General features: G+C 49.5%; 11 protein-coding genes and 1 pseudogene. 5 read left to right on the top strand and 7 right to left on the bottom strand.

What is annotated here, in order from left to right; genetic code table 11:
- Window positions 1-4 precede the first annotated feature (4 nt).
- Entirely contained in the window at window positions 5-688 is a 684-nt protein-coding gene (locus tag NFHSH190041_RS14190; RefSeq protein WP_261922423.1) for an OmpA family protein, read from the top strand.
- On the top strand, window positions 688-1,569 hold the full coding sequence (locus tag NFHSH190041_RS14185) for a mechanosensitive ion channel family protein (protein ID WP_261922422.1): 882 nt from the start codon (window positions 688-690) through the stop codon (window positions 1,567-1,569). The genes NFHSH190041_RS14190 and NFHSH190041_RS14185 overlap by 1 nt, the downstream gene beginning before the upstream one ends.
- A gap of 81 nt (window positions 1,570-1,650) precedes the next feature.
- Here NFHSH190041_RS14185 and NFHSH190041_RS14180 read toward each other — a convergent pair whose 3' ends face one another.
- Window positions 1,651-2,292 carry a trimeric intracellular cation channel family protein gene (locus tag NFHSH190041_RS14180; protein WP_261922421.1) on the bottom strand — a complete coding sequence of 214 codons (642 nt, stop codon included), beginning with the start codon at window positions 2,290-2,292 and terminating at the stop codon, window positions 1,651-1,653.
- A 340-nt stretch (window positions 2,293-2,632) separates the two neighbouring features.
- On the opposite strand from NFHSH190041_RS14180, the gene ltaE reads away from it, so the two are divergent.
- Window positions 2,633-3,667, top strand: a complete 1,035-nt coding sequence (gene ltaE / locus NFHSH190041_RS14175) for a low-specificity L-threonine aldolase (RefSeq protein ID WP_261922420.1) — start codon at window positions 2,633-2,635, stop codon at window positions 3,665-3,667.
- Between the two features lie 151 nt (window positions 3,668-3,818).
- Here ltaE and NFHSH190041_RS14170 read toward each other — a convergent pair whose 3' ends face one another.
- Window positions 3,819-5,120: an NAD(P)/FAD-dependent oxidoreductase gene (locus tag NFHSH190041_RS14170; protein WP_261922419.1), complete on the bottom strand. Its 1,302-nt coding sequence runs from the start codon at window positions 5,118-5,120 to the stop codon at window positions 3,819-3,821.
- Between the two features lie 443 nt (window positions 5,121-5,563).
- On the bottom strand, window positions 5,564-5,929 hold the full coding sequence (locus NFHSH190041_RS14165; RefSeq protein ID WP_261922418.1) for a cytoplasmic protein: 366 nt from the start codon (window positions 5,927-5,929) through the stop codon (window positions 5,564-5,566).
- A gap of 187 nt (window positions 5,930-6,116) precedes the next feature.
- Between NFHSH190041_RS14165 and NFHSH190041_RS14160 the strand changes: the two genes are divergently transcribed.
- Window positions 6,117-6,572, top strand: a complete 456-nt coding sequence (locus tag NFHSH190041_RS14160) for a YHS domain-containing (seleno)protein (protein WP_261922417.1) — start codon at window positions 6,117-6,119, stop codon at window positions 6,570-6,572.
- A gap of 376 nt (window positions 6,573-6,948) precedes the next feature.
- On the opposite strand, the gene yiaY is transcribed toward NFHSH190041_RS14160, so the two are convergent.
- Window positions 6,949-8,097 carry an L-threonine dehydrogenase gene (gene yiaY, locus NFHSH190041_RS14150; protein ID WP_261922416.1) on the bottom strand — a complete coding sequence of 383 codons (1,149 nt, stop codon included), beginning with the start codon at window positions 8,095-8,097 and terminating at the stop codon, window positions 6,949-6,951.
- A gap of 362 nt (window positions 8,098-8,459) precedes the next feature.
- Here yiaY and NFHSH190041_RS14145 point away from each other — a divergent pair.
- A pseudogene (locus NFHSH190041_RS14145) lies at window positions 8,460-8,933 on the top strand (MarR family winged helix-turn-helix transcriptional regulator); the annotation flags it as partial.
- Between the two features lie 368 nt (window positions 8,934-9,301).
- Here NFHSH190041_RS14145 and ablB read toward each other — a convergent pair.
- From ablB to NFHSH190041_RS14130, 3 genes are read right to left on the bottom strand one after another with little or no spacing between them, the layout of a single operon-like run.
- Complete coding sequence (gene ablB, locus NFHSH190041_RS14140; protein WP_261922415.1) at window positions 9,302-10,273, bottom strand: putative beta-lysine N-acetyltransferase; 972 nt, start codon at window positions 10,271-10,273, stop codon at window positions 9,302-9,304.
- A 4-nt stretch (window positions 10,274-10,277) separates the two neighbouring features.
- A complete protein-coding gene (locus NFHSH190041_RS14135) occupies window positions 10,278-11,732 on the bottom strand; it encodes a sodium:solute symporter (RefSeq protein WP_261922414.1) in 1,455 nt (484 codons plus the stop codon).
- Window positions 11,732-12,928 carry a KamA family radical SAM protein gene (locus NFHSH190041_RS14130; protein WP_261922413.1) on the bottom strand — a complete coding sequence of 399 codons (1,197 nt, stop codon included), beginning with the start codon at window positions 12,926-12,928 and terminating at the stop codon, window positions 11,732-11,734. The genes NFHSH190041_RS14135 and NFHSH190041_RS14130 overlap by 1 nt, the downstream gene beginning before the upstream one ends.
- Window positions 12,929-13,229: the final 301 nt, after the last annotated feature.

Raw genomic sequence — 13,229 nt, 5'->3', positions numbered from 1 at the left:
AAGCATGATGGCAACACAAACCAAGAGGCTGACATATCGCAGCCTTGCTGCCGGTAACAGGGTAAAGCTAGCCGGGACATTCACATCGTCTGGCAACATGATGTTGATGCTGGCGCTGGTTTTGCTTTTAGCGGGGTTATCCACCAAGGCAATGGCCTTTGCCGATCAGGACCATGATGGCGTGCCAGATTATAAAGATGCTTGCCCCGACACGCCTAAAGGGCTGGCAGTGCATGCTAATGGGTGCAGTGAGACGCCCCTGAGCACCTTGTGCTTGCCGGATAGCCAAGGGCAAAGTTACCCGCCAAAGTGTGCGACAACTGAGCCATTGGCGGTTTATTTTCCCTCTGACAGCAGTCATTTGCCTCAGTCACAATGGCCGGTTTTAGCCCAGATAGCGGCGTTTTTACGCACTTATCCGGCGGTCAGCCTCTATCTAGTCGGGCATACGGATAACCAGGGTAATAAGTTACAGAATCAACCGCTGTCCTATCGGCGAGCAGAGTTGATCCGCACTGCATTAATCAATGATTATCAAATCGATCCTGTCAGGTTGAAGATTCAGGCAAAGGCTGCCAGTCAGCCCGCAGCCAGCAATCAGCATGCCCATGGCCGGTCACTGAATCGCCGCGTTGCATTTATTGTGCAGCAGCGACATTTGGCGGATAACCGCCAAGGAGGGCAGTAATGGCGGATATGCAGGATACTCTGGTACTCAGCAGCGATAAAATCATGCAGCAGTTACCTGAGCTGGTGACTGAATACGGGCTAAAACTGCTGTTAGCGATAGTGATTTTTGCCCTTGGCCGTTGGTTGTCATCGCTGGCAAAAGCCATGACCCACAAGGTATTGACCCGGCGCAATATCGATCAAACCGTGGTGAGTTTTATTGCCAACATGATGTGGGCCACTGTGTTTGCCTTTACGGTTATCGCAACCCTGGGGCAGTTAGGGGTGCATACAGCGTCATTGGTGGCTGCAGTGGGAGCGGCTGGTTTAGCGATAGGTTTGGCGCTACAGGGATCACTGTCCAATTTTGCTGCCGGAGTGTTGATTATTCTGCTGCGACCATGCCGGGTGGGGGATTATATTGTGGCGGCCGGGGTGTCGGGAACCGTGGATGAAATTACTATATTTTCCACGCGGTTGCTGACCTCGGATCACAAGGTGGTGACAGTACCCAATTCCGCCATAATGCATGGCAGTATTACCAATTATTCTGCGATGCCCAGTCGGCGAATCGATTTGGTGATTGGGGTGTCCTATGATGCCGATGTGCGAGAGGTGAAAGCGCTATTAAGTCAGCTACTGGAGCAGAATCAGTATGTGCTGGAAGAGCCAGCCTTTACAGTGGCGGTTTATGAACTAGCGGATTCCAGCGTCAATTTTGTGGTTCGCCCTTGGGTAAATACCCCGGATTACTGGCCGGCATATTATGAGCTGTTAGAAAGTATAAAACTGGGGCTCGATGAAGCGGGTATCGGCATACCTTATCCGCAGATGGATGTGCATTTCCCCGCCGGTGAGAAATCGCCATCCCCAGAGCAGGACTCACCTGAGGTAAAATAACAACCATGGCCGGGGCAATGTTCCCCCGGCCGTTTTTATGACTGTATATGGCTGTTATCTGTACTCGCTCTGTGTCATAGCCTAGTGGCCGTGAGGATCAGTTTCTGCCTGATAATCAAAGGTAGGAATTGACCACTTATATTTCAGCGCCAGCATACGGAACCCAAAGCCAAAGCCTAGGCTGACAATCAAATTAACCCATTCAATCACATCCAGTGCTTTTAGGCCGACATACAATGCCGCGGTTAGCAAAGAGACAACCGCATAGAGTTCTTTGCGGAAAATCAATGGCACCTGATTGCAGAGAATATCGCGGATCACCCCACCAAAGACGCCGGTAACAACCCCCATCACCACGGCTACAACCGGGTTAAAGCCCAGTACCAGAGATTTTTGCGCGCCGATAATCGAAAAGACCGCCAGCCCCAGCGCATCGATAGCAAGAAACAGTTTGGACAAATAGCGCATCACCGGGGCGATAAGTACCGTGACCAGGGAGGCAAAGGCAATCGCAATCAGATAATGAATATGCTCCACCCATACGAGTGGATAATTGCCTAAGAGAATGTCGCGCAGGGTGCCGCCGCCGATGGCCGTTGCCCCACCAACAATCACCACCCCGAACAGATCCATCTGTTTGCGGCCGGCCGCCAGTGCGCCGGTCATCGCTTCGGCCAGAACCCCGATAAGCCAGAGAAAACTGATGAACTGTGCTTCTTGCATTGTTTGGAACCTGAAAGTGAAATTATCATGAATTTTGCCTGAAAATTTGGCTGCGACCAAGCAACAAAAAATCAAACTATGCATTAGAAAATTTAATCTTTATTTTAAGTGTGATGCAGCGCGCGAATTCCACAGTGATTGATTTTACCGAGGTAGCATCTGATGTTGCCTATTGGTTGCCGATGATTATCATTAACTAACTAATAGTTAAATTTTATCTTTGTAAAAAATACCGGTTAATTGTTGTTTTTTGGTGCGGTAGCGCACAATAGCAGGCTGTTATCCGATACCATCTTTGTCTAAAGTGGGCATAACCCGATCAATTGTTTTGGATAACGTCATGATAGATTTTCGCAGTGATACCGTAACGCGACCCACCCCAGCGATGAGACAGGCCATGTATGAGGCTGAAGTGGGGGATGATTTTTACGGTGATGATGTCAGCGTCAACCTTTTACAGGACAGCGCAGCTGAACTGCTTGGGTTTGATGCTGCACTGTTTGTGCCCTCTGGTACCCAAGCTAATTTATTGGCATTGATGAGCCATTGTGAGCGGGGAGATGAGTATATCTGTGGGCAGCTAGCCCACAATTACCGTTTTGAGGGCGGCGGCGCGGCAGTGCTGGGCAGTATTCAGCCCCAGCCTCTGGCTAATCAAGCTGATGGCACCATTGCCTTGGATGATATCCGTGCTGCCATTAAGCCAGATGATGTACATTTTGCCCGTACTCGCCTGATCAGCTTGGAAAATACTATCGGTGGCAAGGTATTACCCCAAGCTTATTTAGCCCAAGCGCAGCAGTTAGCCTTTCATCATCGCCTGAAGATTCACCTTGATGGCGCCCGTTTGGCCAATGCTGCGGTGGCTTCAGGCTGTGAGATGGCTGATCTGGCGCAATATTTTGACTCTGTGTCCCTGTGTTTGTCTAAAGGACTAGGCGCGCCGGTAGGGTCATTGTTGCTCGGGGATGAAAAGCTGATCGCAAAAGCCAGACGTTGGCGCAAAATGTTAGGGGGCGCCATGCGTCAGGCCGGTATTTTGGCGGCGGCTGGACAAGTTGCTTTGACTCAGCATGTGGCGCGCTTAGCCGAGGATCATGATAATGCCGCCCTGTTAGCCCGTGAGTTGGCACAGATTGAAGGGCTGGCTGTTGATTTGAGTCAGGTGCAGACCAATATGGTCTTTGTCTCCTTGACTGGAGCCCATGCTGATAGCCCGGCTTATCAGTTGAAACTGGCGCGTTTTCTGCGCGACCAGGGCATTTTAATCACACCAGAGGCCTCTATTCGTCTTGTGACCCATCTGGATATCAGTCGAGAAGATATTCTTTATACCATCAGTCAGTTCAAAGTATTTATGCAGCAACAACACTGAGATTCCTCTGTGACCATGCTATCGCTCACGGTATGGCGGCAAGATAAATAGCGGAAGCTAGACAGAAAATAACAGGCCGGGCAGTATTGATGCCCGGCCTGTTTGCTATTGGATTTGTCAGTATCTGAGCTTTAGGCGCTAAGCCTTAGCCTCAGTGCAGCTTCATATGTGGATGGATAATACGGCCGATGCCTTTTGCTAACATCAGCAAGGTGCCTTTAACCACACCATGTAGTTCGATCAGATGGCGACGATACAGCGAGGTATAAACAAAGCGGGCGATTTTGCCTTCAACCAGTACCCCACCACCAATAAATGACATCAGGTTACCAACAGTATGGAAGCGTGACAGGTTCACCAGTGAGCCTAAATCCTTATACAGATATTCGTGCTTAGGTGCCTGACCTTTCAGCATCAAAATAATATTATCAGCCGTCATCAGTGCCATCTGCCGGGCGCTTTGACCTCGAGGTGGCACAAAACTGCCATCAGGTTGCGGGCAGGCGGCACAGTCACCAATGGCGAAAATATGCGGATCCAGTGTAGTTTGCATATTTTGCTGTACCACAATTTGATTGATACGGTTGGTTTCCAGCCCGCCGATTTGCTGCAGAAAGTCAGGTGCTTTAATCCCGGTGGACCAGATCACCATATCGGCGGGGATCTCAGTACCGTCGGATGTGGTGAGCCCTTTCGTGTCGACCTTGGTAATGCGGGTATCGGTCATAACATTTATGCCCAGTGCCAACAGCTCACGGGTGACGGATTCAGAAATTTGGGGTTTTTCTACTTTGGGCAGAATACGGCTGTCGGCCTCGATCAATGTCACCTCCAGCATCTCTGGGGTGATTTGATAGCCAAAGCCTTGCAGCTGCGCCACGGCATGGTGCATCTCGGCGGACATTTCAACCCCGGTGGCGCCGGCACCGACCACGGCAATCTTAATGCGCTCATCCAGTTTTTCCTGGCGGGCGTAGCGCATAAATTTATTCAACAGCCGCTTACGGATAGCCAGGGCTTCGGCGGTGCTATCGAGAAACTCACAATGCTCCCGCACCCCAGGAATATGGAAATCATTAGCAATGGAGCCGATGGCAATTACCAGATAGTCAAAATCAATCCGGCGAGCGGGCAGTAACTCCATGCCTTTATCGTTAAAAAGCGGTGCCAGCACAATCTGGCGTGCCTGCCGGTCGATATCCGTCATGGCGCCTTGCTGGAAGTGGTAGCCGTGAGCCGCGGCATGGCTACGATAATCCAGTGCATCAATCCCGACATCCAGTGCGCCCGTGGCAACTTCATGTAACAGGGGTTTCCAAACATGGCTATCAGCACAGTCCACCAGTGTGACCCTGGCCTTGCCTTTACGACCAACTTTGTGGCCCAGTTTGGTGGCAATTTCCATACCGCCGGCACCGCCGCCGACAATGACGATATTGGGTTGGTGTTGCATGTTTACCTGAAGCTCCTGTAAGGATGAAGATGGCGATAATGCCCCGTGCTGCCAGGCTGGATATGTCTTTTCTATGACAGCGGCACTATTTTAGCAATGTGGTAAAAATACAACAAACGGAGTGAAAATCATTTTTTATAGTGATAACTGTGGTAATTAAGCATCAAAATGATGATTTTAAAGGTAATAAAAGAGAGTTTTTGTATTGTTTTACATTTTAGGTGCGGAAGTTATTTTTGTGGAATGTGATCAATATCTGCCGCTGTTGCATTGTAAATCATGATGTTAAGTATGTTGGTGGGAAGAGGGCTGAGAATGGCTCAGCCCACAAAACTGATGATAATAAGTGCTTATTTAACGATTACTAAATTAGCTGGTATAAAATCAAGTTATCCCCGTGTATTTGCTCGTAAAGCGGTGAGATAACAATCAGTTGCTCGCTATTATTTCAGTTGGCTAATACGGGTTTGATAATCGGCCAGCAACTCAGTAAATACTTCCCTTGGACTTAAGGGGGCTGATGTGGCATCCAAGATGAGCTTAAAGGTGGCCATAACATGGTTATTATCATTTACCCTGTCATGCATGACGGCATAAAAAACAGTTTTATCCGGCTGCTGGCGGATAACAATAGCGCCTAAATCTTCGGTCAGTGTGCCGCCCTGATTATGCCAACGATAGATGCGGTCTAGCGCAATTTCACATGAGTGGTTTATTTCGATATGTTTGTGCCAGTCAAATGGCTCTGCGGTTCCTGCTTGGCGGGTTGTTCTGACGGTATAGTTGTACACCTGAGTAATGGCTGTCATCCGTTCATTTCCTTTTTCTCTGGGTAATTCCATCATGGGGGAGTTATGCCGCTTTGGTCAACTTAGCCCGATGTTTTTTGTGATGCGGCGGCATTGTGGCGCTTTTTTCAGCGCCATTAAGGGGCGGGGATTGAAAGCTTTTTCGAAGGGGTGAGGTCTGATGTAAAAACACTGACCGGAAAATTTGATGAAATCAGTCCTGTTTGCTTTTACCCTTCTGCTGCTTGGCGGCTGCGCATCACTCAATTCTAGCGGGCTCAATACCAATGACCAAAAAGTGGTGCTTGATGGCTATGACGTGGTGGCCTACTTTTCACAGAATGCGGCGCTGCCCGGCAGTAGTCAGTTTCAGGCCCAGTATGAGGGAGCAACCTGGTGGTTTAGCAGTGAAGCAAACCGGCAAGCCTTTTTAGCCCATCCGGCCCTGTATCAACCCCAGTATGGCGGCTATTGTGCCTATGCTATGTCGAAGGATTTTCTGGTTCCGGTGGATCCGCAAGCCTTTACCTTGTACCGCGGGCGTTTATATCTCAACTACTCTAAATCCGTACGGGAAACTTGGCTGAAACATAAAGATGAATATATTGTTTCGGCCGATAAATATTGGGCCAAGCGATTAGCCAAGCTGAAGCATAGCCAGTAAAAATATATGGGCAGTAACATGGGACGTCAGAAAATAAAAAGCCACCGTCAGGTGGCTTTTTTAGTAGAAGACTTGCGATGTAACCAGGGCGTGTTGACGTTTCGTGATTAAATTTTGTTCGAGATAAAAGCGTTTTAATCGCGGCGAGTGGTTTGTCGCCTAGTATGCTAAGCAAGAACCGCTCAACAAAGAGTAAAACGCTTTTAGCCAAACCCTGCGGGCAGCGTTTGAGGCTCCTTTCTACTGCGTTATCAGCTTATCAGGTAGCGCAACTACCTATCAAAGCTTCTGCCTTGTATAAAGAATCCTCAAATCGCTGCAAAAACAAACTCGAAACGTCAACACGCCCTAGTGCAACGAATCCAAACAGTGCAAATTACAGTGCGTTTCTGAAGATTTGGCAGATCTCTTCATGGGTTGCCTGTTTAGGGTTAGTAAAACCACAGGCATCTTTCAGGGCATTATCAGCCAAAGTGGCAATATCTTCCTCTTTAACGCCCAGTTCACTCAGGCTGGCAGGAATATTCACCGCCTGGGCCAGCGCCTTAATGGCTGCAATGGCCGCAGCAGCGCCTTGCTCGGCAGTCATGCCTTCAATATCCACACCCATGGCTTTAGCAACATCGGTTAACCGCTCAGCACTGACTTGGGCATTGTATTCTTGAACATAAGGCAGCAACAGCGCATTACAAACACCATGGGGCAGGTCGTACATACCGCCTAACTGGTGAGCCATGGCGTGCACATAACCTAAAGAGGCGTTGTTAAATGCCATCCCGGCCAAGAACTGGGCATAGGCCATCTGTTCACGAGCCTGAATATTACTGCCTTCTTTAACTGCGGTAGCCAGATTTGCCTGAATCAGTTCAATGGCTTTAATGGCGCAGGCATCGGTAATTGGATTGGCGGCAGTAGACACATAGGCTTCCACTGCGTGGGTCAGCGCATCCATACCTGTGGCAGCAGTTAAACTGGCAGGTTTTTTCAGCATCAGCTCTGGGTCGTTCACTGATAACACTGGGGTGGTGTGCTTATCCACAATGGCCATTTTAATATGGCGGGCTTCGTCTGTGATGATACAGAAGCGAGTCATTTCACTGGCAGTACCAGCAGTGGTATTAATGGCCACCAGCGGTAACTGTGGTTTAGCGGATTTATCTACCCCTTCGTAGTCCTTGATCGAGCCGCCGTTGGACGCGACTAAAGCAATACCTTTGGCGCAGTCGTGGGGGGAGCCACCACCAAGGGAGATCACAAAGTCACAGTTATTTGCTTTTAACAGGGCTAAACCGGCTTCGACATTGCCGACGGTTGGGTTAGGTTGTACGCCATCAAATAAAGTTGAGGTGATGCCAGCGCTGCCCAGCTTCTCAATTAAATCTCCGGCCAGACCGATGCTGACCAAAGGTTTATCGGTAACAATCAACGCCCGTTTAAATCCCAGGGTTTTGATGTCATTAATGGCTTCATCTACTGCGCCTTGCCCTAACACGTTAACGGAAGGGATAAAGAATTTTGCGGCCATAAGCTCACCTCTAACTGGTTGAGTAATTTACATAATTCGTTACTTGCATTTGCAACTAAAAACCAATAAAAACAGCGAATTATGTAAACTTGCAGTGATGTTTGTTACCTTGACTATTAACCTAACAGCGGGTTTGGGAAATGTTTGTGATCCTGCGCAAATAAAGTCCCGATAGTCGGTTTTAGCCATGGGAAATACAGCTTGGGTCAAATTAGCCCATGTTGATAAAGTGACGAATTACTCGCTTTCGCCGTAAAACTGTGCAGCACTCAGTGGTGCTGAGCTGGAAAAATCACCGCCCCCCCTTTAATCACAACGTGATAGCAGGTATGTTGGCTGGCATAGCAGCATGTGGAACACTTATGGAAAAGTACGAACAGCTTCTGGTATCACTGCGGCGCATTATCCGCGCCATTGATATCCACTCTAAACAGTTAAATAAATACGCGGGACTCACTGGCCCTCAGCTGCTGGTGATGCAGAAAATTGCCGAGTTAGAGGGCTCCCTTGCTAAGCAGGTCGCAGCTGAAATTAATTTAAGCCCAGCCACTGTCACCAATATTGTTGACCGGTTGGAGTCCCGTGGCCTGGTGATCCGTCGTCGCAGTCAGTCGGATAAACGTAAGGTGCATTTGTATCTTAGTGAGCAGGGCTTAGTGCTGTATAAGGAGGCTCCCCGGGCACTGCAGGAACACTTTATCACCCGTTATCAAAACCTAGAGCAATGGGAGCAGAGCCAACTGTTATCGGCAGTGGAGCGTATTGCTTATATGATGGATGCTGAAGAGCTTGATGCCGCCCCTGTGCTGGTGGTTGGGCAAATTCATTCCCAAGATGCACCTGAGCCAGCAACGCCGGCGGCGGTTGCTGAAGATACCCGAGATAACATTCCGGCCGCGGGCAAGCTTACTAAGCAAGGGTAATCAGCAAGCTTAAGTGAGCAAGACTAATCCGTCAGCTTCGCAACATTGTTGGCTTACGCCATTGCACGAAACCCAAGCATAACGCCTATTAAGTCAACGCATTAATCGACACAATATGATCAGTTGAACTCGATATGAAATAAAAAACCGCACAGCCATGGTGTGGTTTTATTAAGTGTGCGGTTTTATTAAGTGTGCGGTTTTATTGTTTTGCAGGCTTTATCTCGCTTAGTTACTTTGATTTCCTTGATATGCCTTGGCGGCGATAAAACGGCCTTGATCTACGCCGGGTATTCGTCTGGTTGCTGCAGTGGTTTATGCCAGATATTCATACTTTCAATGCTGCCGCTTATCTGGGTATTGTTAATCAGCCTACCGCTGTAACGGTAACCTTGTTTATAGAAGGTGCGGTTCATGGCTACTGAGGCCGCTCTGGCAATGGTAAATGCGGTTCGATACCCCAGTTGAGTAACGTGTTGCTCCATTGCCGTTAATAGTATTCCCGCCAGCGATTTTCCCCGTCCCTGTGGCAGGGTGGCAAAATCTGTCATTTCCACAGCGAGATGCTGCTTATCCAACTCGGCTGATGCTAATGCCAACAGTGCGCCTTGCTGATCGCGAATGCCGAAATAGTGCAGATTATCCGCCATGGTTTCACGAATAAAATCAGCCTGATGGATTGGAAATGGGTAAGAGGGAAAGACGGCGCGATACAGTTTTGCCATGGCTTCGGCATCTTGTATCTGCAATAACTCGGCCTGATGCTGTGTTACCCCATTACGGTTTTTATTCTCATATTCATCCTTAGGATGAATGGTACTTAGCCCCTGCATCGCATGTCGCAGATGTTGTTCATATTGGTCGTGCTGATACTGCTGTTTTCGCGATTCATCAAGATAGCAGGCCAATAGCAAGGCATCTTGCGATAGATAGTAAGCTGGGATCCGAGCCTCTTCTGTAAATCCGGCCTGTAGAAATGCGGCGGCATCCCCCGCTGGAACTTTGGCGATGAGTTTTCCGTAATGGTGTTGCTGTGCCAGCGCCTTGATCGCCGGGATAATTGTTTTAGGTGCGGCGCTGCCCATGGACATCAGGTAAACCCTGTCACTGTTATGGCCGTGCTGGATACTGGCGCCTTGCAGCTGACAACAGGTGTCATAGCTTGCGGTGTGCTTTACCGCGGTAGTTGCTACAGGTTTAAATGGCTCGGGATGACGTTGGGCTTGTTGGTTTTGTATAAGCTGCGGGGGCATTATGTCACTCCTGTGTGATCGGTTGGGGCCGGGTGGGGGATAGCCATTGCCCCAGAAGCATTACCGCGCCCGATAGCGTCAGACCATAAATGCTGGCATCAAGCTCAGCAGCCACGTCCCAGTAACTTAGCGGGGGTGGCAGCAGACCAAAGAGTAATATCAGGGTTGTTACGCCTCCGGCTAACATGGAGAGTAAGGCCGTCATGGGCTTAACACTGGGCCAAAATAGTGCTGCCAGCGTGGGAAACACCAGACCTGACACCATAAAGCCGTAGGCATATAAAATGGCATCCAACACTTGATTGGCTTGGCTAGCCAAGATGATGGCGATAACGCCTAATACGGCGGTGGCCATCATGGAGTAATGCACCGCATTGCGGCCACTGGCGGGAATATTGAGAATATCTTGAGTCAAATTACCCGATGCCGCCATTAAGCAGCTATCTGCGGTGGACATAATGGCGGAAAAATAGGCGGCGATAATAATACCGGTTAAGCCGATGGGGAGGAGATCGCGGATCATAGCGGGTACCGCCATTTCAGCCTCTAAATGTGGCAGTAATACCCTGGCGCACATCCCCAAGATCACCCCACTAAAAGCCAGTAATGGATATTCCAATACTCCGGCCAGATACCAAGCCCGCTTGGCGGTGCGGGTATCTTTGCAGGCATACATGCGTTGATACAATGTCATGGCAACCAGCCAGATGGGCGTGATGGTGAGCAACCAATTAATTGCGGTGATAGGTGCTAACGCTAGGCTGAAAAAGTGTGCGGGTAGGCTATGCATCAGCCCTTGCCAGCCACCAACGGCAGACAGGGCATAGGGCAGGGCAAAACCCGCCAGGCCCAATAGCAGGATCAGCCACTGTACACTATCGGTATAGATCACCGCCTTAAGTCCGCCAAACACAGTGTAAATAATGGTTACGCCGCCAATAAGCCATAACGCCAGTTGCAGCGGATCAACGGCTGTACTGCTGGCATCGGTTGTCGCTGGTGGATCAAGCAAGGTGGCCGCGGCTAATTTCGCCCCGGCCAGCAGTTGTGCCCCGGTAAAGCCCAAATAGCCAATACAAGAGATCACTGCGGCGACTAGTGTGACCTTGGGGCCAAAGCGGCTGAGTAAGAGGTCCGGGTAGGTCGATAAACAGTGCTTGCGCTCCAGTAACTTAACTCTGGGGATCAATAACACGGCAGATAACCAAGCACCCAGTAGGCCGGTAAATAACAGCCAGCTGCCACTGAGCCCCATGGTAAAACCAAGGCCCGCCAACCCGATGGAAAAGCCGCCACCGACATCCGTTGCGGCAATGGAGAATCCCACATGGCGAGCGCGAATATTACGCCCACCAAGATAGTAATCCTCGCCCCCTTGATGTCTGCGGTAGTGGTACAGACCAAACAGCAGTAGCCCGAACAGATAGGCGGCAAAAATCAGATAATCCAGCCAATGCATCAGTTATCAGCCAATAGGAAAGACACATCAGCACTGCGGCCTTCAAAGTTGGTGGCCATCAGCCGGGGCTGGCCGTCTATCATTTGCTTGCTGACATATTCAGGCTGTACCGGCATTTTGCCCAGTCCGCCAATACCATCAACAATAAATGTGGGGATAGCAGGGCCGGATACCCAACCACGGATGCCGTGGTAAATCTCCAACATACGGTCATAGCTGACCTGAAATTTACTGTTTCCCGGTGCCGGGTCCATGGAATACACATAGTATGGGCGGATACCATTGGAGACCAGCTCCATTACTAACTCGCGCATCGTCTCTACACTGTCATTCACCCCTTTGATCAACACGCTTTGATTCCCCAGCATAATGCCGCTGCAGCGTAGGAGTGACATCCGCTCAATAAACAGCGGCGTAATTTCTTTAGGATGATTCACCTGGGTATTGAGTAGGGTGACTCGGTTCTTAACCAGCACCTTGCACAGCTCTGGTGTAATCCGGGTGGGTAACTGAGTCGGCAAGCGGCTGCCAATACGCAGAATTTTCAGATCTGGCCGTGCTTCGCGGATCATCGATAGGATCTGATCCAGCTTATCATCAGTCAGTAACAGCGGGTCACCGCCAGACAGCAGGACATCCTGCACTTCGGTATGTTGCCGTAAGTATTCGACCGAACGGCGGATCCGCTCCATGGAAATGACATTAAGCGGGTCCGATACCATACGTTTACGGGTACAGTGGCGGCAGTACGCCCCACAGATATTGTGTACCAGAAACAGCACCCGGTTGGGGTAGCGGTGCACGATGGAAGTACCTTCCGGCATCATATCGTCTTCAGCCAGCTGATCGCCCATCTCATGAGGGGCTACATCCATCTCATCCTGCTCCGGTACATATTGCAGGCGGATAGGACAGGCAGGATCCTGCTTATCCATTAGCTGGGCAATATAAGGGGTGATCCGGGCTGCAATCACTTGATAAACCGCATCATCTACCGGATTAATATTATCGAATACCTGTGCGAGCTGTTTGTCGGTTTTGAATGAGCGAGCCAGTGTCTCTCGCCAAGGGGTGGCGGCAACATCAAAAGCCATCAGTTCATCATGGCTATAAAATGCTTTGTCTTGCGTGGGTTTAATCAGTTTTAACGGAATTTGCGGGCTGTATTGTTTTACTTTCAGATTGGACTGAGGCATGGCGCGGGTCTCCCTGACCGTATAATTATGATGCTTTGGTGTTAAGTCACACCACTTAGGCGGCCTCGTGCCGACCAAGTTAAATAGATTCAACAAAAATAGTTAGTGTTCTAACTATTTTTACATTGACCAGAGATTGATACAAGTGTGTAACCTTGTTGTATCTGTCACGATATCTTTGCAACATGATGTTTGGCGATGAGTCATAACCAGCGTCTAGCATGTGAGTTTGTGTGTGAGTTAGCAGGCAATTAGCAGGGAATTAATTGGGGCGGCTGACTTTAAATGGACTGACTTTAAA

The organism is Shewanella sp. NFH-SH190041, assembly GCF_024363255.1.
Taxonomy (GTDB): Bacteria; Pseudomonadota; Gammaproteobacteria; order Enterobacterales; family Shewanellaceae; genus Shewanella.
The sequence above is the reverse complement of the archived record's forward strand: the minus strand, read 5'-3'. Positions and strand labels throughout refer to the sequence as shown.